General features: G+C 34.0%; 19 protein-coding genes and 1 riboswitch. Of the genes, 11 read left to right on the top strand and 8 right to left on the bottom strand.

Annotated elements, in window-relative coordinates:
• Positions 1-250 precede the first annotated feature (250 nt).
• The 4 genes from BWGOE10_RS20110 (at position 251) to malR (ending at position 5,037) form a co-directional block, all read left to right on the top strand.
• Positions 251-1,510 carry an extracellular solute-binding protein gene (locus BWGOE10_RS20110; protein ID WP_070144702.1) on the top strand — a complete coding sequence of 420 codons (1,260 nt, stop codon included), beginning with the start codon at positions 251-253 and terminating at the stop codon, positions 1,508-1,510.
• Positions 1,511-1,586: 76 nt separating this feature from the next.
• Positions 1,587-2,888, top strand: a complete 1,302-nt coding sequence (malC, locus tag BWGOE10_RS20105; protein ID WP_070144701.1) for a maltosaccharide ABC transporter permease MalC — start codon at positions 1,587-1,589, stop codon at positions 2,886-2,888.
• Positions 2,889-3,731 (top strand): maltosaccharide ABC transporter permease MalD, encoded by an 843-nt coding sequence (malD, locus tag BWGOE10_RS20100; protein WP_070144700.1) that lies wholly within the window; start codon positions 2,889-2,891, stop codon positions 3,729-3,731.
• 283 nt (positions 3,732-4,014) lie between these two features.
• A complete protein-coding gene (gene malR / locus BWGOE10_RS20095) occupies positions 4,015-5,037 on the top strand; it encodes a maltose operon transcriptional repressor MalR (RefSeq protein WP_070144699.1) in 1,023 nt (340 codons plus the stop codon).
• A gap of 13 nt (positions 5,038-5,050) precedes the next feature.
• Here the strand turns inward: malR and BWGOE10_RS20090 are convergent, their stop codons facing one another.
• Positions 5,051-6,214, bottom strand: a complete 1,164-nt coding sequence (locus tag BWGOE10_RS20090) for an aminotransferase A (protein ID WP_070144698.1) — start codon at positions 6,212-6,214, stop codon at positions 5,051-5,053.
• Positions 6,215-6,332: 118 nt separating this feature from the next.
• Entirely contained in the window at positions 6,333-6,533 is a 201-nt protein-coding gene (locus tag BWGOE10_RS20085; protein ID WP_000929280.1) for a hypothetical protein, read from the bottom strand.
• 309 nt (positions 6,534-6,842) lie between these two features.
• On the opposite strand from BWGOE10_RS20085, the gene kinB reads away from it, so the two are divergent.
• Complete coding sequence (gene kinB / locus BWGOE10_RS20080) at positions 6,843-8,117, top strand: sporulation sensor histidine kinase KinB (protein ID WP_070144697.1); 1,275 nt, start codon at positions 6,843-6,845, stop codon at positions 8,115-8,117.
• A gap of 59 nt (positions 8,118-8,176) precedes the next feature.
• Here the strand turns inward: kinB and BWGOE10_RS20075 are convergent, their stop codons facing one another.
• On the bottom strand, positions 8,177-8,920 hold the full coding sequence (locus BWGOE10_RS20075; RefSeq protein WP_070144696.1) for a DUF3967 domain-containing protein: 744 nt from the start codon (positions 8,918-8,920) through the stop codon (positions 8,177-8,179).
• A gap of 236 nt (positions 8,921-9,156) precedes the next feature.
• Here BWGOE10_RS20075 and nucA point away from each other — a divergent pair, with 236 nt between their 5' ends.
• A complete protein-coding gene (gene nucA / locus BWGOE10_RS20070; protein ID WP_002014817.1) occupies positions 9,157-9,591 on the top strand; it encodes a DNA-entry nuclease in 435 nt (144 codons plus the stop codon).
• A gap of 39 nt (positions 9,592-9,630) precedes the next feature.
• Positions 9,631-10,020: a competence protein ComJ gene (comJ, locus tag BWGOE10_RS20065; RefSeq protein ID WP_070144695.1), complete on the top strand. Its 390-nt coding sequence runs from the start codon at positions 9,631-9,633 to the stop codon at positions 10,018-10,020.
• A gap of 42 nt (positions 10,021-10,062) precedes the next feature.
• Here the strand turns inward: comJ and metE are convergent, their stop codons facing one another.
• From metE to BWGOE10_RS20050, 3 genes are all read right to left on the bottom strand, one after another.
• Positions 10,063-12,351: a 5-methyltetrahydropteroyltriglutamate--homocysteine S-methyltransferase gene (gene metE / locus BWGOE10_RS20060; RefSeq protein WP_070144694.1), complete on the bottom strand. Its 2,289-nt coding sequence runs from the start codon at positions 12,349-12,351 to the stop codon at positions 10,063-10,065.
• 129 nt (positions 12,352-12,480) lie between these two features.
• Positions 12,481-12,669: riboswitch (cobalamin riboswitch) on the bottom strand.
• Between the two features lie 223 nt (positions 12,670-12,892).
• Complete coding sequence (locus BWGOE10_RS20055) at positions 12,893-13,450, bottom strand: PadR family transcriptional regulator (RefSeq protein ID WP_070144693.1); 558 nt, start codon at positions 13,448-13,450, stop codon at positions 12,893-12,895.
• Positions 13,451-13,541: 91 nt separating this feature from the next.
• A complete protein-coding gene (locus BWGOE10_RS20050) occupies positions 13,542-15,083 on the bottom strand; it encodes an MDR family MFS transporter (protein ID WP_070144692.1) in 1,542 nt (513 codons plus the stop codon).
• 613 nt (positions 15,084-15,696) lie between these two features.
• Here BWGOE10_RS20050 and BWGOE10_RS20045 point away from each other — a divergent pair.
• Positions 15,697-16,197 (top strand): hypothetical protein, encoded by a 501-nt coding sequence (locus BWGOE10_RS20045; RefSeq protein WP_070144691.1) that lies wholly within the window; start codon positions 15,697-15,699, stop codon positions 16,195-16,197.
• 31 nt (positions 16,198-16,228) lie between these two features.
• On the opposite strand, the gene BWGOE10_RS20040 is transcribed toward BWGOE10_RS20045, so the two are convergent.
• Complete coding sequence (locus BWGOE10_RS20040; RefSeq protein ID WP_070144690.1) at positions 16,229-16,462, bottom strand: phage holin; 234 nt, start codon at positions 16,460-16,462, stop codon at positions 16,229-16,231.
• A 164-nt stretch (positions 16,463-16,626) separates the two neighbouring features.
• Between BWGOE10_RS20040 and BWGOE10_RS20035 the strand changes: the two genes are divergently transcribed.
• Positions 16,627-17,280 (top strand): diguanylate cyclase domain-containing protein, encoded by a 654-nt coding sequence (locus tag BWGOE10_RS20035; RefSeq protein ID WP_070144689.1) that lies wholly within the window; start codon positions 16,627-16,629, stop codon positions 17,278-17,280.
• A gap of 552 nt (positions 17,281-17,832) precedes the next feature.
• Positions 17,833-18,495, top strand: coding sequence for a YkyA family protein (locus BWGOE10_RS20030; RefSeq protein WP_070144688.1), 663 nt, complete (start codon positions 17,833-17,835; stop codon positions 18,493-18,495).
• A gap of 31 nt (positions 18,496-18,526) precedes the next feature.
• Here BWGOE10_RS20030 and BWGOE10_RS20025 read toward each other — a convergent pair whose 3' ends face one another.
• A complete protein-coding gene (locus BWGOE10_RS20025; protein WP_000804854.1) occupies positions 18,527-18,985 on the bottom strand; it encodes a YkyB family protein in 459 nt (152 codons plus the stop codon).
• A gap of 141 nt (positions 18,986-19,126) precedes the next feature.
• Here BWGOE10_RS20025 and BWGOE10_RS20020 point away from each other — a divergent pair, with 141 nt between their 5' ends.
• Positions 19,127-20,701: a Ppx/GppA family phosphatase gene (locus BWGOE10_RS20020; protein ID WP_081338187.1), complete on the top strand. Its 1,575-nt coding sequence runs from the start codon at positions 19,127-19,129 to the stop codon at positions 20,699-20,701.
• The last annotated feature ends 105 nt before the right edge of the window (positions 20,702-20,806 follow it).

Here is a 20,806-nt window from a genome sequence, read left to right as displayed (position 1 = left end):
TTGCCTTCCACATAACTTTAATATTGCTTATAAGAGTAGTATTCATTTTATGTAAAGTCAATGAATAAAGAGTATGATAAGATTATTTTGAAAATTAATATTTGCAAAATGAATAAAAGGATGTATAATGATAGACAAATAGCGCAAACGTTTTCATAGATTCGAGATATTGTTTGCGCTTCTATTAAACTATTAAATGCAAACGTTTTCAATTGAAGAGGTACATAGACAATTTAGGGAGGTTTTTGGGATGAAGAAAGCATTATCACTATTAACGATTTCAGCATTGTCAATCGGTATGTTATCTGCATGTGGGCCGAAAGATTCAGGAAAAAAAGAGGAAAGTAAAGCGAAGAAAGACTATGATCTTCTCGTTTGGGAAGATGATAAAAAAGGTGTTGGTTTAGAACCAGCTGTGAAAAGCTTTGAGAAAAAATATAATGTGAAAGTTAAAGTTGTTGAAATGCAAATGACAGATCAAGTGAAGAAGTTACGTCTTGATGGACCTGCGGGGACAGGACCAGATGTTGTAACATTGCCACACGATCAAATTGGAAATGCAGTAACAGAAGGCTTACTTTCTGAAGTAAAAGCAGATGACACAGTGAAGAGTAAATTTACTGACTTATCAATAAAGGCACAGACATACAACGGGAAATTATATGGTTTACCAAAAGCAATTGAAACACCAATTTTTATTTACAATAAAAAATTAATGCAAAAAGCACCAGAAACGATGGACGAGCTGTTTAACTTCTCAAAAGACTTTACGAAGGATGGCAAGTACGGATTTTTAACATTAGGAGATAACTTCTACTTTGCTAACGCGTTTATGGCAGGTATGGGCGGATATGTATTTGGTGAGAAAGACGGAAAGCCAAATGCAAGTGATGTTGGATTAAATAATAGCGGAGCAGTACAAGGGGCTGAATATCTTCAAAAATGGTACAAAGAAAAGTTATTCCCGAAAGGTATTATCGGTGAGTCTGGTGGCCCTGCTGCTGATGGATTATTCAATGAAGGAAAAGCAGCATCTATTATGAACGGACCGTGGGCGTTCCAAGCGATGGAAAAGAACGGAATTGATTATGGTGTTGCTCCAATGCCAAAATTACCAAATGGTCAACCGATGAAAACATTTGTTGGAGTAAAAGGATGGCATGTAACAAGCTTCTCTAAACAAAATGATTTAGCAACAAAATTCACTGAGTGGGTAACAAATGAAGAAAACGCAAAAATTAGATTTGAGAAGACAAAAGAAATTCCTCCAGTAAAATCAGTAATGGAAGATCCAATTATTAAAGATAATGAAGCTGCAAAAGCAGTTGCAACTCAATCAGAAAATGGAATTCCAATGCCGAATATTCCAGAAATGCAAGAAGTATGGAAACCAGCTGGAGACGCTCTTCAGTTAGTTGTTACAGATAAAGAGGCACCAAAGGCAGCACTTGATAGTGCAGTGAAACAAATTAAAGGAAATATTGAGGCAAATCATAGTAAGCAAAAATAAGGTGAAATTCGTGCCTCTAATATGAGAGGCACGAATTCTCTCCCTTCCAAGTAGGAAGAAAAAAGGGGGAAGGAACATGCAAACATCTATGGAACCAATGAAAGATATGAACGGTTCGAAACATAGGAAAATGGCGACCATGTTATCTATTATTCCAGGTATTGGTCAACTATATAATAAACAATATGTAAAAGGTCTTATTTTTCTAGTATTAACAGGTTCATTTATTGTAGCATTTGCTGATTTGTTAAATATGGGATTATGGGGAATTGTAACGCTCGGTACAGAAGTTCCACGTGACCATTCTGTCTTTCTATTAGTAGAAGGGATTTTGGCACTAATCGTCATAGTGTTTGGACTCGGAATATATGGATTTAACTTATATGATGCATACCAAAATGGGAAAAAACGTGATATAGGAACACCATTAAACTCAGTAAAAGAGCAATACCGTAACTTATTAGATCAAGGTTTTCCATATTTAATGGTTTCACCAGGATTTCTATTACTAATCTTTGTAGTTGTATTTCCAATCATTTTTGTAATCTTAATTGGATTTACGAACTATGACTTATATCACTCTCCTCCAGCTAAATTGGTAGATTGGGTGGGCTTTAAAAACTTTATTGATATTTTCACATTACCAATGTGGAGAGAGACATTTTTAAGTGTATTTTCTTGGACTGTCATTTGGACATTTGTTGCAACAACATTACAAGTTGCACTTGGTATTTTCTTAGCGATTATCGTAAATCAGCCTGGTATTAAAGGTAAGGCAATTATTCGAACAATCTTCATTTTACCGTGGGCTGTTCCAGCATTCGTATCTATTCTTGTCTTCTCGGGTATGTTTAATGAAACATTTGGAGCAATTAATAATCAAGTATTAGCTTTATTCGGGATTGAAAAGATTGCTTGGATGACAGATCCGTTTTGGGCGAAGATTGCTTTAATTATGATCCAAACGTGGCTTGGTTTCCCATTCGTCTTTGCAATGACAACAGGTATATTGCAATCGATTCCAGGAGAATTATATGAAGCGGCTACAGTAGATGGAGCAACTGCTTGGCAACAGTTCCGCAAAATTACATTGCCACTTGTTTTATACGCAACAGCACCAATTTTAATTACACAATATACGTTTAACTTTAATAACTTTAGTATCATTTATCTATTTAACGGCGGAGGTCCTGCTGTAGCGGGGCAAGATGCAGGTGGAACGGATATTTTAATTTCATGGATTTATAAGTTAACGATGACTTCAGCGCAGTACGGAAAAGCAGCAGCTCTTACAATGATTTTATCGTTAATCGTTATTACAGTTGCTTTATGGCAATTTAAGAGAACAAAATCATTCCAAGAAGAGGATATGATGTAAATGAATATTAAACGACAAAAGATGTTACGTCTTTCATTAAGTTATTTGGTTATCTTCATAATGTGTGCGATTATTTTCTATCCATTACTATGGATTATTGGTTCATCGTTTAATCCAGGAGATAGTTTGTCTGGTTCTAGCATTATTCCGAAAAATGCAACGTTAGATCATTATCGTAAGCTACTTGATCTTGATTCAAGTAAGTACTTACTTTGGTATAAAAATACATTAAAAGTTAGTGTTATGACGATGATTTTTTCGGTGTTAGCAATTAGCTTTACTGCTTATGCATTTTCGAGATATCGTTTTTTCGGAAGAAAAAATGGTTTATTAACATTTTTAATTCTACAAATGATTCCGAACTTTGCAGCGTTAATCGCACTATACGTATTAGCGCAGTTAACAGGATTAATTGATACACATCTTGCATTAATTTTAATTTATGTGGGCGGAGCAATTCCGATGAACACTTGGCTTATGAAAGGGTATTTTGATACGATTCCGAAAGAGTTGGATGAGTCAGCCCGCATGGATGGAGCAGGACACTTCCGTATTTTTTGGCAAATCATTATGCCGCTTGCAAAGCCAATCGTAGCGGTTGTAGCATTATTCACTTTCATCGGTCCATTTACAGATTTTATTTTAGCAAGTATTATTTTACGCACGCCGGAAAATTACACTTTAGCAGTTGGATTATATGAAATGGTAGCGAAAAAATTTGGTAATGAATTTACAACATTTGCAGCTGGATCAGTATTAATTGCAATACCAATTTCAATTTTATTCCTATCATTACAAAAATACTTCATTTCTGGTTTAACAGCTGGAGGTACGAAAGGGTGAAAATGGGACATTACGTCCCATTTCTCTTTTCATCTCTCTATAAAAGCCTTTGTAGGGAGATGAAAAGAGATTTGACATTAAATGAGAAAAAATGTGAAATAAATAGTATATTATAGTATAGGAAAAAAGAGCTATATCCCTTACAATACATGGAGAGGGAGAATAAGATGATTTTTGCAAGATAGAATAAAGTGATGAAAGTTTACGACTGCTCCTATTGCTTGCACCGATTGCAAGATAACAATATATGAAATATGGCAGAGAAGTGAGAGGGGGGATTTTTATGACAGTTACAATTAAAGATGTGGCGAAGAAGGCAAATGTTGCACCATCGACGGTTTCCCGTGTAATTGCTGATAATCCAAGTATAAGTGAAAAGACAAAGCGCCGTGTTCGAAAAGTAATGAGTGAACTAGGCTATCACCCAAATTTAAATGCAAGAAACCTTGCAAATCAAACAACGAAAACGCTTGGGCTCGTTATGCCGAGCTCTGCAAGTAAAGCTTTTCAAAATCCGTTTTTCCCGGAAGTTATAAGAGGAATTAGCTCTTTTGCACATGTGGAAGGGTATGCGCTTTATATGTCGACAGGTGAAACGGAAGAAGAAATTTTTAATGGTGTTGTAAAGATGGTACAAGGGCGTCAAATTGGTGGCATTATTCTTTTATATTCAAGAGAGAACGATCGGATTATTCAATATTTGCATGAACAAAATTTCCCGTTTGTTTTAATAGGAAAGCCATATGATCGAAAAGATGAAATTACATATGTAGATAATGACAATTATACGGCTGCAAGAGAAGTAGCGGAATATTTGATTTCATTAGGGCATAAGCAAATCGCGTTCATTGGCGGTGGCTCAGATTTACTTGTAACGAGAGATCGTTTGGCGGGGATGAGTGATGCTTTGAAACTAGCAGATATTCTATTGCCGAAAGAGTATATTTTACACTTTGATTTTTCAAGAGAGAGTGGTCAACAGGCTGTTGAGGAATTAATGGGACTAAAACAACCACCGACAGCAATTATGGCAACGGATGATTTAATTGGACTTGGCGTGCTAAGTGCGCTTTCTAAAAAAGGATTTGTTGTACCGAAAGATGTTTCGATTGTAAGCTTTAACAATGCTTTATTATCAGAAATTGCTAGTCCACCACTATCGACAGTTGATGTGAATATTTATCAATTAGGGTATGAAGCGGCAAAAGCTTTAGTTGATAAGGTGGAGCATTCTGAGTCTACTGCAAAATGTATTATCATTCCACATAAATTATTGAAACGTCAAACTTGTGATCAGTATGCATAAAAAAGCTAAGAGTTTAACTCTTAGCTTTTTGCTTTAGAAAGGCTTCTAAACGATCACAGCCTTCTTTTAAAGTTTCGATACTATAAGCATAGGAAAGACGAAGATAACCTTCACCATATTCAGAAAATGCGGTTCCAGGAACGACGGCTAGCCCAGCTTCTTTTACAAGATCAAGTGCAAAATCAAATGATGAAGATGTTAAGTGTCCAACATATGGGAATAAATAAAATGCACCTGTTGGCTTCTCAACCGTTAAACCCATTTGAATGAGTCTATTATACACGTAATCACGGCGTTTTTTGTATTGATAGCGCATCATCTTCGGTGCATCTTTAGCAGCTGTTAAAGCTTCGATTGCAGCATATTGGGCAATTGAAGTAGCGCACGTAACATTGTATTGATGAACTTTTAAAATGTGTTTTGCTAAATAACTTGGGGCGAATAAAAGTCCGATACGCCAGCCGGTCATAGAATGTGATTTTGATAAGCCATTAATGACAATAGTCTTATCACGCATTTCGGGGAAATGAGCGATAGATGTGTGTTTGTCTTCATATACAAGTTCGCTATAAATTTCATCGGAAAGAACGAAAATATTTTTATCTTTTAAGATAGATACAATATCTTCTAATTCTTCTTTTGATAACGTAACACCAGTTGGATTAGAAGGATACGGTAAAACGACGCATCTTGTTCGTTCTGTAATTGCATTTTGCAGAGCTTCAGCTGTTAAACGAAATCCAGTTTCACGAACATCTATAAAAATAGGAGTTGCACCGCATAGTCGAATAATCGGCTCGTAACCAGGATAAATAGGAACAGGTAAAATTACTTCCGTTCCTGGTTCTAAAATAGTTCGGAATGCAACATCAATCGCTTCACTAGCGCCAATTGTAATAATGGTTTCGTTTTCAGGTGAATAGTGTAAATCGTAATTATCTTTTACAAAGTTACAAGCCGCCTCGCGTAATTCTAATAAACCAGCGTTGTGTGTATAGCTTGTATAATTTTCTGTAATGGCCCGTTTTGCCGCTTCTTTTACTAGAGAAGGTGTAGGGAAATCGGGTTGTCCAATTGTTAAAGAGATTAGATTATCATAGTTTTGAATCATGTTAGAGAATTGGCGGATTCCAGAAATTTGGATGTCCTTCACTCTAGGGTTAATGAATTGTTCCATTGTATCTCCCTTTCTTCCGTTTGAAAATTAAGTCCATTTTATCATATTTTCTATGATTACGCTTTGTATATGAAATTTAGAAAGGGAGAACAGAAAAAAAGCCGCTGAAAGCGACTTTTTAATAACCGTATTCCCAATCTATTTCATCTTCGTTCCAAAGTACGGAAGATACTTTGCCAAGATGGACAACGGATTCATTTACAGCACATGTACAGTTTTCTTCCCCTGCTTTATGTTGCAATTCTTCGTATACTGATTTTTCAACGTTTTCTAGCACAACCAAATTTTCTTCTTTTAAAACAAGCGTAGTACCCGCCATATTTATCTTCCTCCTACTAAAGTAATGATCACTTATTTGTAAACATAGATAGTATGGATTATATGCTGTATTTTGCGATAGTTGTCCGTCTAGTGAAGTGTTTTTTATTTTCTTTGTAATCCGTATTCATTGTATACTGCACGAAGGAAATTTGGTACAGGGTTTACAATCATTTCGGAAATTTGTAACATTTATTATTAGTTGTTAACAAATAATTAACAAAAATGTTAAGAAAAATCAAAATTTTAAAACAAATCGACTTATAAAATGATATAATCATATCAAAATACATATAGGGGATGAGAGGCTATGGAGCTGATTCGTGATTTAATGATCCAAATTGCCATCATTATTTTACCACTATTTTTATATGAAGCGATTCGTTTAAATCGTTATCAAGAAATGCTTCCGAAGCCTAATCGCTACTTTATTATGTTTTTATCTAGCGTTACACTCGTTCTCTCCATGACATACTCTATTTGTTTTGGTACCGTTTGCGGATACAATTTTCATCCAATCCCAATTGTTAGTGGTTTTTTATATGGTGGGATTGTTGGGCTCATCCCTGCCATTATTTTTGTTGCATATGAATGGATTTTTAAGGGGCTCAGTTGGTTGCCTATCGTAGAAGTTATATTTCTTTCGATAATTCCATTGTTTTTGTCAAAGAAATGGTCTCTTTTTTCAAGAGATAAGAAGCTAATATTAGCTTTTATGATTGCATCATTTTATGTTCTTGTTTCATTAGTAGTTGGGATGTTGAATGTCCTTTTAGAAACAGGTTTTACACCGTACATATCTAATCTATATAGTGGGTATATATTTGCATCACTTATTATGGTTATGACAATGGTATTTCAAGTGTATTTGACTGAGTATTTAAACGAAAATGCATTATTGCGTACAGAAATGCAAAAATCAGAAAAACTTAATATTGTAAGTGAGTTAGCTGCAAGTGTTGCACATGAAGTTCGAAACCCTCTCACTGTTGTACGAGGGTTTATTCAATTGCTAGAGAGTACGGAAGACGTAAAAAACAAAGATTATATGCGTCTCGTATTAGCTGAACTGGATCGTGCTGAACAGATTATTTCAGATTATTTAAATTTAGCAAGGCCTCAAATTGAAAAAAAAGAACATATTTGTTTATCAGCACAATTAATTGAAATGACAACTCTTATGTCATCATTTGCAGCGATGCAGGGCGTTTATTTGCAAGTTGAGATTTCTGAGAGCCTTTATACTATCGGTGATAAGACGAAATTGAAGCAAGCTATTATGAATGTTGTTAAAAACGGTATTGAAGCAATTCAAGGAAACAAAGGGTATTTAAAAGTAACAGCTATTCAAAAAGATGAAATGATAATAATAAGAGTTAAAGATAGTGGTGTTGGAATGACAAAGGAACAGTTAGCAAGGCTTGGACAACCGTATTATTCTTTAAAAGAAAAGGGGACAGGATTAGGCCTTATGGTAACATTTAGTATTTTACAAGCACATAATGGTACATTGGAATATAAAAGTGAAAGCGGAAAAGGAACTGAAGCTATTATTATATTGCCAGCTGTACGATATAAGGAATAAAAGTTACCGGTAGAAGGTAACTTTTTATTTTGTCGTGCATTAGAAAAATATACAAAATTTCATTCATTTATTTTTTCTTGTTTTGTTCGAACGAATAAACTTTTAAATGATTGAAAGAAACTTTGCTCTTTTGAGGCGGCAACTAATCTTTTTGTTTCTTGAATTTCACGAATAACTTGCATAAGTTGTGTATCACGGTTGCTGTCTTTATTGTAGATTTGATTGACAAGTTTATTCATTTTTTCTTCTTGTTTTGATTCTCGCTTATACATATGATTCATTAATAAGTCCATCTTTTCTTTTTGGAGTGCATCTGTTTGAGCGGCGTGAATAACTAGCTCTTGTAACATTTTTTCTTGAGAGCCTTCTTTTACATAAACTTGTTGCATTAGTTCATCTAATTTCTCGTCTTTTAAACGATTTTGTGTAATGAGAGTAGAGTTTTGATGAATAATTGCTTCATTTAATTGAGCAAGCATTTCAAGTTTTAACATGAACTCCTCAAAGTTACGCCCATCTTCTTTTGGTTGCACTTCTTGTTTATCTTGAATAACAGGTACAGGTGGGGCCTCTTTTTCTTTTAAAATAATAGGTATTGTTTCTGAAATATCTTCTTGTAATGTAGCAGCTCTTTCATGTATAGATTTCAATAGTTTTAAATCATCCAATTTATAAATACGAGCATCAGCTGTTTTTGAAATGATATAGCCGTGTTCCTCTAAGAGTTGGCTATATTTTCGGACTATATGTTTTGGGATACCTGTTTTATTTGTAACATCTTTCGTTTTATAAATAGCTTCCATGATAGTTCCTCCCCAAAAAGTATCGTATATATCATTTCAATCTTTTATGAGGACTTCCTTTGAAAAAGAATGTCGGAAGGTTATTAGTTTTCTACAGCATTAGTGAAAAGATGAGGAAAAATGAATGTTTTTGGCGGAATGGAGAGGAAGAGCTAAAATAATGTCTGAAAACATACATAGAAGAAGTTTGTTATAATAACTGAGGAAAAGAAATTGGTAGGAACACGGAGGTACACATGAAGCAATTTAAAGGTATTATCATTTCAATTATTGCAATTCTTTCTCTTTTGGTAGCGGTATATGAAGTACTTGTGCCAGAGGAGACAAGTACTAAAAAAACAACTACGTATGATCAAATTCTAGAGTTCCCGAAAGAACGATATCCAGAGACCGGAAAACATATAACGGATGCTATAAAAGAAGGGCATTCAGAAATGTGTACAATTGATCGTAATGGTGCAGCGGATAGAAGGAAATTATCGTTAGCGCCATATCCGACGAAGAAAGGTTATGACCGTGATGAATGGCCGATGGCGATGTGTAAGGAAGGCGGAAAAGGAGCTCATATTGAATATATAAGTCCAGCAGATAACCGCGGTGCAGGTTCTTGGGTAGGGAATAAGCTAGACAAATATCCAGATGGTACGCGTGTGAAATTTGAAGTGAAATAGTAAATAGCATACATTTCATAGTGGAGGAGAGGGATAGTTATGGAATTAACAATTTCATATTCGCAATTAATGATAATGAATTATGATGGTCAGCAGCCTTATGTAGATTGGACTCCTGAAGATTTTGAAAGAGGCTATGCTGAGGTGGATGGAGCTATTATTTTTGAAGCAATCTCTGACTATACTTGTGAAGTGGAAGTTACTTGCGGAAATCATATTGAGAAAGAAGAAGTGGTTAGAACGATATCAGTTCCTTTCACAGTGAAGAATGAAGAAGTATATATAACAAGTATTCTTTCTAATAAATTGCATATTCCTATTCCGAACGGGGAATATGTGATAGTCTTGCAGGCAACTCCTCTTGAAGAGCCAACAGACGATGAATTATATAAAGTACAATACGACTTCTATTTTGAGAGTGTAGAATAAAAAAACGTGTTATCCTTTTTGAAGGATAACACGTTTTTTTTATTATGCGTTTGTTTTTAGGAGAGAACGAGCGTCTTTTGCTGCCTGAACCATGTGCTCTAAAGCAGGGATAACTTCCTCAGTTCTTCGTGTTTTTAAACCACAGTCTGGATTAATCCAGAAATATTTAGGATCACATACTTGTAAAGATTGTTCCACGATTGTGAACATTTCATCTTTACTTGGGACACGTGGGCTATGAATATCATATACACCTAGACCAATTCCTTTTTCATATGTTGTATGTTTTAATGTATTAATAAATTCTCCATGACTTCTTGATGTTTCGATAGAAATAACATCTGCATCTAACGCACGAATTGCATCTACAATATCTTCGAAGTTACTGTAACACATATGAGTATGAATTTGTGTTTCATTTTCTACAGAAGATGTTGCTAAAAGGAATGATTGAACTGCCCATGTAATGTAAGCATCCCAATCTTTTTCTTTTAACGGCATACCTTCACGAAGTGCAGGTTCATCGACTTGGATTACTCTAATTCCGGAAGATTCAAGTAATTCAATTTCATGACGAAGTGCTAATGCAATTTGATATGAAACTTCTTTTCTTGAAATATCATTTCGAACGAATGACCAATTTAAAATAGTGACAGGTCCAGTTAGCATACCTTTTACTACTTTCTCTGTTAAGCTTTGTGCATATACAGTTTCTTTAATAGTCATTCCACTTATAAAGGCAACATCACCATAAATAACAGGTGGTTTTACGCAACGAGAACCGTATGATTGTACCCATCCGTTTTTAGTAAAGGAGAAACCAGCAAGTCTTTCTCCAAAATATTCCACCATGTCAGTTCTTTCGAATTCACCATGTACTAGTACATCAAGACCAATATCTTCTTGGTAACGAATCCACTTTGCAGTTTCTTTTTCAATGAACTGGTTATATTGTTCATTTGTAATATCGCCGTTACGCCACTGTTTACGTGTTTGACGAACTTCAGATGTTTGCGGGAAGCTACCGATAGTTGTTGTTGGTAACAACGGTAATTGTAAAGCTACTTGCTGTAGTTCATATCGTTTTTCAAATGGAAGAGGACGTGAGAAATCATCTTCTTTAAGTGATGTACGTGCCACTTTTACATCTTCACGATTACGTGCAGCTGATGAGCGGATTGCATGATGTGCATTACGATATGTTGTCAAATCGCTACTGATGCTTTCTACACCTTTAGTAAGAGCAGAATGGATAAGGACTAGTTCTTCTAATTTTTGATTAGCAAATGCAAGTGCATCAAATAATTCACTTGCTAAGTGCGTTTCTTCCGTTTTATCAATTGGAGTATGCAATAAGCTACAAGAAGGTTGAACAATTAAACCTTTTGCTGTGATTTGATTTTGTAATGTTGTAAATAAAGAAAGTACATCATCAAGATCAGCTCTCCAAATGTTACGGCCATCTATACAACCGATGGCTAAAATTTTATCAGCCGGGAATCCATATTTTGAAATAGCATTTACATTACCTTCTTTGCCATGAACAAAGTCTAATCCAATACCAGAAACAGGGAATGTAATAATTTCTTCATAGTTCTCTTCTACACTATCAAAATATGTTTGTAGAAGAAGATTAGCATTCGGAACTTCTTTATGAATAGCTTCGTAAAGTTCTTTCGCTTGATTAATTTCATCTTTTGTTAAAGATGCGAAGATTGGTTCGTCAACTTGAATAATTTGTGCTCCAGCTGCGTGTAATTCAGAGAATAATTGTACATAAGGTGCAACTAGCTCTTTTAAAATAGTGGCAAATTGCTCTTCGTTATAACCTTTTGCTAGTTTTAGGAATGTATAAGGTCCTAAAATAACTGGTTTTCCATCAACGCCTAACTCTTTTTTCGCTTCTTCATATAAACGAAGAGGACGATTGTCTTTTAAAGAGATTTGTAATCCTTCTTCATATTCAGGAACAATGTAATGATAGTTTGTGTTAAACCATTTTGTCATTTCAGAAGCAACGTGATCTTTAGAGCCGCGTGCCATTGCAAAATATACATCAAGGTAAGAGGTAAACTCTGAAAAACGTGACGGGATGAATCCTAACATGTAGGCCGTATCCAGAACGTGGTCATAATATGTAAAATCGCCAACTGGAATTAATTCAATGCCTTTTTCTTGCTGTACTTTGACGTGTTGAAGGCGAATTTCTTTCATTGTCGTTAAAAATTGTTCTTCATCAATTTTATTGGACCAAAAAGCTTCCAATGTTTTTTTCCACTCTCGTTGTAGTCCGATACGTGGATAACCTAAGTTACTTGTTTGAATTGCCATTTTAAATTCCTCCCTAATTGAAAGTAAGCATTTCCGTTTACTCGGAAATACCTATAACAAAAAGCATAAAGGCATAGAAAAATAAGCCTTCCTTTTTGTTCTTAACACCTCATCATCATCCGTGAGTCTATCAGTGTTGTTAAAATAGGCAGGTCTCCTGACTTATGCTTCATATAATTTCTTTCACCTTCCCGTTTTCACAGTGGCACCAAAAAGAAATCTCAGCATTTACAGTGGCGGGACCGTGTTGGAGTTTCACCAAACTTCCCTTTGAAACACGAAGTGAAATGTTCGTGTACCTATTTTCCTTTTGAAAGGAATTTAACAAGAGATATGATATTGAAACAAATTCTAACACAATTTTCGGAATTTTGTCCACTGTTTTAAAATAAGAAAATTCTAAAGTTTTTTATTTCTTTTTATTCAGAAAATTAAGAGTTTTTAATAGGTATTTATTATTAAAATGAGGGTGTTTTGAGTTGCGAGGAATAATTATAGTATTAAGTTTTTCTAAAAGAGGAGGCACCTCTTTTAGAAAAACTTAATCATTATCTACACCTATTTCTGAAAGACGACCTGCAGTTGCATCTTGTAAGAGTGTGTTTAGCCAACGTAACTCAACATTAATATGCTCAATGACGCTTTGTAGAATATACAGTTGAGCACGGGGAACTAGTTGTTTGTTATGATTGTATATCGTTTGCATTGTATGTAAGTATTGAACAGTATCATCTCTCTTTTTTTCCAAAATAGGAACTAGTGCTTGTTCGTCGCTAAAGTGAGCGAAAGAGAGCGCAGAATAAATAGGTTTATATATTTGGTTTTTCGCTTCAAATTGTTTTAATAATAAAGTGTGGAAAAGGGCTTTGCCTTCTTCAGTTATATGGAAGATTGTCTTATCTGGTCTATTTGTGTCTCGAACAATATTTGTAACACAAATCGCACCTTGTTTTTCTAATTGCTCGAAGGCATAGTATAGCGATCCCTTGGCATATTTAATATAACAATCCATTTGTCTTTCTTTCATTATGTGCTGCACTTCATATGGATGTTTATCTCCTTCAAGTAACAAGCCGAGAATGACTAATTTCATGCTCATGCTGTCTCAACTCCTGTATATAGAAACTTTATATATATTATAAACGGTATATCCTCTTTCATAAAGGGATATACCGTTTCGTTTTTCTATATTAGCTTACTTGTTTTTGTTTTTGCTTCGTTTTTGGTCCTGTTAAAAGACGTTCATTTCCCATAAGTAAAATACAAATTATACTTAGCGTAGCTGGGATAAGTGCCCAGAAAAATGTATTAGCAATAGATGTTGCAAGAGCCTCCTTAATTCCAATTAGTACTTCAGGAGGTAGCTTTTCAGTAGCATTTGGTGATAATAAAAAGCTTGTATCGCCACCTTTAGGAGCCATTTTTGCTAGTTCAGGAGGGAAGACTGCTTTTAATTTATCAGTGAAAACATGATTTTGAATCGTACCGAAAATCGTGACGCCAAGGGTCATTCCGAGTGAACGGAAGAATGAGTTCGTTGATGTAGCAGAACCGCGATCTCTCATTTCTAGTTTGTGAATAGATGCCATACTTAAAACTGAGAAGGAGAATCCAACTCCAAGTCCAGCAAGCACCATAAACATTGTTACGAGTGTACGAGGTGTTTCCATAGTTAAAGTACTTAGTAAATAAATACCAAGAACGAAGAAAACTCCAGATACTATCATGATGTTACGATAACTTGTTCGTGAAGCTAATTGTCCACCAGTTTGACTTCCAATTACAGATCCTACCATCATAGGTGTCAAAATTAATCCAGCATTTGAGGCTGAACCACCGAGAACACCTTGAACGAAGATTGGAATATAAACTGTACAGATGATAAAAGCTGCGCCATAGAAAAAGGCAACACCTTGGCTAGCTGCAAATAAAGGTTTTTTAAATAAATGGAAAGAAATAATAGGCTCGGTTGCGTTTCTTTCTACAAAGAAGAAAATAATAAGCAGAATAACAACAGTTGAAAATAAACCAATAATCACATTAGAGTCCCATGCATATTCTTTACCACCAAGTTCTAAAGCAAACATTAAGCAAACGATACTAATGACAAGCGTAATAGCACCAGCCCAGTCAATTTTTTGTTTTCGATATTCTAGAGACTCGTTGTAGTATTTAGTAATGAAGAAGAAGGAAATAAGTCCTAATGGAATATTAATATAGAAGACCCAGTGCCAACTTATATAATCTGTAATGTAAGCACCTAATAAAGGTCCGAAAACACTAGATGTTCCGAAAACAGCACCAAATAGTCCTGTCATTTTCCCACGCTTTTCAGGCGGGAATATATCATACATAATTGTAAATGCGATAGGCATAAGAGCGCCGCCACCAATTCCTTGAATGGCTCTATAAATGCTTAGTTGTTCAATACTTGATGCTGTCCCGCAAAGTGCAGAACCAAATAAGAAGAGAATTAATCCGCCAATATAAAAGCGTTTCCGTCCGTACATATCAGACAGCTTACCGAAAATAGGCATTCCGGCCATTGTTGCTACCATGTAGGCAGATGTGACCCAAACGAATTTGTCGAACCCTCCTAAGTCTCCGACAATCGTTGCCATCGCAGTTGCGACGATTGTGTTATCCATTGCTGCCATTAGAATACCAAGTAGTAAACCAGCAACAACAAATTTTGTTTTACTTGAATCGTTTTTTGATAGTTGTACTTCCAAAAGTAGCCCTCCTTTAATAAAAACTAAACTAACTTAAGTTTTTAGATGTAGTGAATAAAAACCTTTGTGTACAGTTTGTTTCGTTCCCTCTTTATTTATAAAAATTGATCTTACATGATATAAAGAATGGAAATCATAGATTATATTATAGTCAAATTTGACTAAAAGGTAAATGTTTTCTTAAGCCAAAGTATTTTATCCCGCTTTAACGGGCAGTAAGACTCCCACCCCAAAATTCGGCGAGTGCGAGGAAGTTAGGTGGGAGATCAACTGCCCGTAAAAGCCCGATTGGTGAAGGCTAATAATCAGTGGGGGATGGACAAAACCCACACTGATTAAAGTTTCACTTTATTATATTGACCAAAAGAGAGAGTAAGAATTTATTTTGTTATGTAGTCAAGGAAGGAAATTGTAAAAAAAAATTTAATAAAGAATAACCTGTGTCAACATATTAAAAATGGTTTTTTCTTTATATTGTCGAATAGGATAAAAGGAAAAGAAAAATTTAATATGGTTTGTAACAAGCTAAATATTTTTTCTAAGTGTAGTTTATTGCATCGAGAGGCAGAATACAGTTGTATAGATGATATATCTGGAATGAGGTGAATATATTGTGAAAATATGGAAACGAATTTCGGATCAAGGAAGGTATTCTATACCGTTACAGCCGGTTTTGTGGATTGATGGTTCTAAAAAGGACACGGAAGCATCCAATGTAGCAGTTACATTGCAAATCCGTAGTATGTATAAAGAAAAATTTTCATATGAGATGATCTATGATGTTAATGACATACTAATTATTCGACTTGAAGTTGAAAATAAAGGCGTTGAAATGATTTCGCGAGTAGTTGTAAGTCATATGATTCGTGATTATTTCACGTATATCCCAAACTCTTTAAAAGCAGATAAGGGAATCAGTGAGTTTTTATTTCAGCTTGTAAGGTGGCGAATCGATAATTTATCGCCGAGTGAAAAGGTAGAATTAATTTGTCAAATAAAAGCAAATAAAGATAAAGCTCCTCCCAATTCATTATTTCAGGCTACATATACATTTCAATATAAAGGAGTATCATATGGACCGCTACAAACAAATGAAGTGGTTGTCAGAAAATGATAAGAAGGAACCTGTGTGAAAGGTTCCTTCTTTAATGAAGATTGTGTTTCTTGAGTAATTTTTTTTGTTCCACTCCCTTTTTTCCAACATAGTTATTTTTGTATCCAAAATATAGAATGAATAGAAATGAAATAATATTTACTATAGCGTCAATTTGATCGTTTGTAATGAAGTTTATTCCGAAAGAGTTAAATAGTAATTTTAATGATAACAAAAAGCCAGCTAGTAAGCGCATAATATCTAATAGATTTTCTTTTTGAGGCATATAGGTCACTCCTTTCTAAAAACGATATATAGTATATATATGAAATAAAATAGAAAAGGTATACAAGCTTAAGTAGAAATGTACATTAAATATGTACATTTTTTATTTTGTAGAAAAACATTATTGTTATAGAAACATATATTAGTATAAAAAGGGGGGAGAGTATGAAACATAAAGGGAAAATTAGTGGATTATTACTTGGGAACACAGTTGCGGTTACAGAATGGATTGCACTTCAGGATGTAATTGCTAAGTTAGATTCGCGATCATTTTTTACCGTCTTTATTATTTATATATTGCAAATGATACTAAGCTATTATTTTGGACATTGGTACGATAAAAGAGCGAATACGCGTGTGAATATTGAATTAGGAGGAATGACGAATAACGATTTTGTCGTTGATTTTTTCGGGAAGGTAGCTGCTTTATCAGAAAGAGATTCTCGTAATATTACAGTGTATATTCTTTCCGTAAAAGAATGGGATGTATTAAAGGACACAGTGCAAGAAAAAAAGTTAGATGAGCTAGTCCAAAGAGTAGAACGTACAATTGTAAAGACAGTTCGAAAAGGCGATGTAGTTACGAGGTGGGATGAAAATAAATATGTTATCGTAGCTGTTGATAATGGCTATGAAAAGTCAACAATAACAAATCGATTAATCAAAAATATTCAAAATGAAATAGCGAATGATTTATTAAGTGTCACACTATTATTTGGGGCTGCAAGTTATCCGATAGAAGGGAAAACTTTTGAAGATTTGTTTAGAAAGGCACAAAATCAATTGTATAATTATAGAAACTTGCAACGTCATGAATGAAACTTTGATTTGAAGAAGTATGATATAAAGATTTTTTTGTAACATTTTTTTGTCTTTTGTTACAAGAAAACTTTTTTTTGTAACAAAAGTCTTTAAAAATATATGAAAACAGCATATAATTGTGTGTGGATGTGTCAATGCATTTTGCACAATGTTTTCAATTTAAAAGTGTAGAGGAAAACATGCTCTACACTTTTCCTTTTTAAGAAATTAAAAGAATCTTTGTAAGAGTTGCGAGGTCACCTTTGCACTATGTAAAATGGACAAAGAGGTTATTTGATAGAAAGTGAGAAAGGGAATGATAGATGTGAGAGGTCAACAATCATCTTTTATCAGGTGAAACATTATAGTGTTTCTTGCAGTAGGTAAGATTAAGGTAAATACCTTTATGTTTTAAGACAATACATAATTTCAAGTACGAAAATTGTACAAGCAGTATAAATAATTATTGATGATCTTCGTAAAAAAGATGCGAGCGTGAAATAGATAAAGAAGTTACATGTTTTCATGGGATTTTTGGCACGGTGGTCGTTTATTGATTAGGAGGAAAAGATGTTGAAATATAATAAATTAGCAATTGTAACTGCATTATCAATGACTTTACTAGCTGGTTGTTTCGGCCCAAAACCAGAAGAGGAGCTATATGTTGCATTTGAAAATGCTGCCAAGCAAGAAAAAACAATGTTTGAAGATGCGAAAAAATTAGAGTCATTAGAGAAAGAGGGTCAAGTATTATATAATCAAATTGTCCAAGAAGGAAAAGATAATAATCAGGCTGTTAAGGATAAGCTTGATCAAGCGGTGAAAAATACAGCTGAACGAGAAAAAGTTCTTATTAAAGAAAAAGAGGCGTTAAATAAAGCGCAAGAAGAAGTGAAGTCAGCTGATAAGCATGTGAAGAAAATTGAAGATAATAAATTAAAAGACCAGGCGGATAAAGTAAAGAGTACCTATGAGAAACGACATGATTCATTCCAAAAGATGTACGATAGCTATAATAAATCTTTAAAGCAAGAAAAAGAATTATATACAATGCTACAAGATAAAGGTACAAAATTAAAAGATATTAGCGAGAAAGTAAAGGTAGTAAACCAAGCATATAAAGATATTGAGATAGAAAAAGATAAGTTTAATGAATATACGAAATCATATAATACAGAAAAAGTTGCATTCTATAAACAAGCGAATATTAAAATTAAGGAAGATAAAAAATAAAACAGTTTGGCCTAATATGGGCCAAACTGTTTTATTTTTTTGTATAGGTACGGCTATACCATGGAACTGGTTCGCTTAATTTTTTTTCTTGTTTTAATGCTTCAGGACCAATATAATCTTGAAGTGTTTTTTTTGCTATTGTTAAAGATAAGGTTGTTTTCGGATTTCGATAGGAGGATTCAAGGTGACCAAGATGCGGTAGGGTGCGAAAATCATCTTTCGTAGGAGGGATATGGAAAAAATAATCACCTAAACGTATAAGAACATCGGATTGTTGTTGACTAAAACGTGGATTTCTAGAAAAATGTAATCCTTCTTTGATAGCCTTTTTTTCAGTAATTAAGCGTTCTAAAGCAGTCTTTTTTAACCAATATAAGTACTTAGGGTTAGTTGCAGCTTTAGCATGACGATTCACAACGAAAATAGATTGAGCTAGTCTATTAATAGAATGTTGATTATGCAATTGAGATTGTGGTTGTGAAGGTTTCATATTGAATCTCCTTTCAATTTTTCCTTATTATAGCATAAATAAAATGGGTTTTTATTATATGCAAAAAGTAATTGTATATATTTTCAATATTAAAGCAATATTGTTACAAAAAACAACTATTTTGTATAATAGTGATAGAATATGTTTCAGAAATTTGATAATGAAAGAGTGAGAAGTTTGAAAGAAATATTAAAACTACAATATGCCATTATAGACATTGGTTCTAATACAATGCGCTTAGTTATTTATGAAAAACAAAGCGGGGGTTTTTATAAAGAGATTGAAAATACGAAAGTGGTCGCTAGGTTAAGAAATTATTTAGTAAATGGTGTATTAAGTGAAGAAGGAATAGAAGTATTATTACAAACATTATTTCAATTTCAAGAAAGTACACGATTCCATAAGCTGCATCATGTACTTTGTGTTGCAACGGCAACAATTAGACAGGCTGAGAATCAAGTTGAAATTAAAAAACTTGTTGAAGGGCAAACAGATTTTACTCTTAGAGTTTTATCAGAATATGAAGAAGCACGTTACGGTTATTTAGCAGTTATGAATTCCACTTCATTTTCAGAAGGAATTACAGTTGATATTGGTGGGGGGAGTACAGAAGTTACATACTTTCGAAATAGAGAAATTTTAGAATATCATAGCTTTCCTTTTGGAGCACTTTCTTTAAAGCAACAATTTATTCAAGGTGATATTCCTACTACAGAAGAGTTAGAGGAAATAAAAAATTATTTATGGTATCAATTTCGAACGCTACCATGGTTAATCGATAAAAAATTACCCCTTATCGCAATTGGGGGGAGTGCGAGGAATATGGTAAAAATCCATCAAAATTTAATTTGTTATCCTATAGCTGGATTACATTTATACAAAATGAAAGAAGAAGATATTAAACATGTAAAAGAGGGATTAAAAGAATTGTCGTTCATAGAGCTTCAAAAGATGGAGGGGTTAGCAAAAGATCGAGCAGATACAATTATTCCAGCGGTCGAAGTCTTTCATATGCTTGTTAATGTTATAGAGGCACCGGCATTTGTATTGAGTAAAAAAGGATTAAGAGAAGGTGTTTTTTATGAAGAATTAGCGAAAAATTTGGGGATTTCGTACTATCCGAACGTAGTAGAAGAAAGTTTATATTTATTATCATATGAATACGAAATGGATATGGAATTTGTAATTCAACTTATTAAACAAGGAACATTGATTTGTAAACAACTTGAAGGATCAGGACTTATTTCTATGTCGGAAAAAGACTGGGAAATATTCCATCAAGCGGCGAAAGTATTTAATATAGGGAAGTACATTGATGAAGAAGCGAGCCGCTTACATACGTTTTATTTACTAGCGAATAAAACAATTGATGGCATGATGCATAAAGATCGAGTTAGATTAGCGCTTATTGCTTCGTACAAATCAAAAATGTTATTTAAACAACATTTTGCCCCATTTGAAGGATGGTTTGATAAAAGTGAACAAAAAAAAATCCGGTTATTAGGAGCTGTTTTGCAATTTTCAGCTGCTTTAAATGTGAGACAAAGAGCGCTTGTTGAAACGATATCTATAACAGAAAGTAAAGAAGGATTAACATTTAGAATTGTATGTGAGCAATCGGCATTAGCGGAAAAAGTGCAAGCTGAAAAACAAAAAAAGCAGCTAGAAAGAGTATTGAAAACAAATATTTACTTATCATTCGAATCAAAACGTTAAGTTGTACGGATGTCTTTACAAAAAATTAACACTTTGGAATATTGTAATTTGATAAAATAAAAGCAACTAAATTATAGTGAAAAAGTTTCAAAGGGAAGTGTGAAG

The sequence above is a fragment of the Bacillus mycoides genome, from assembly GCF_001757995.1.
Lineage (GTDB): Bacteria > Bacillota > Bacilli > Bacillales > Bacillaceae_G > Bacillus_A > Bacillus_A mycoides_B.
Note: the sequence above shows the minus strand (reverse complement) of the source record. Positions and strands in the feature narration are given on the sequence as shown.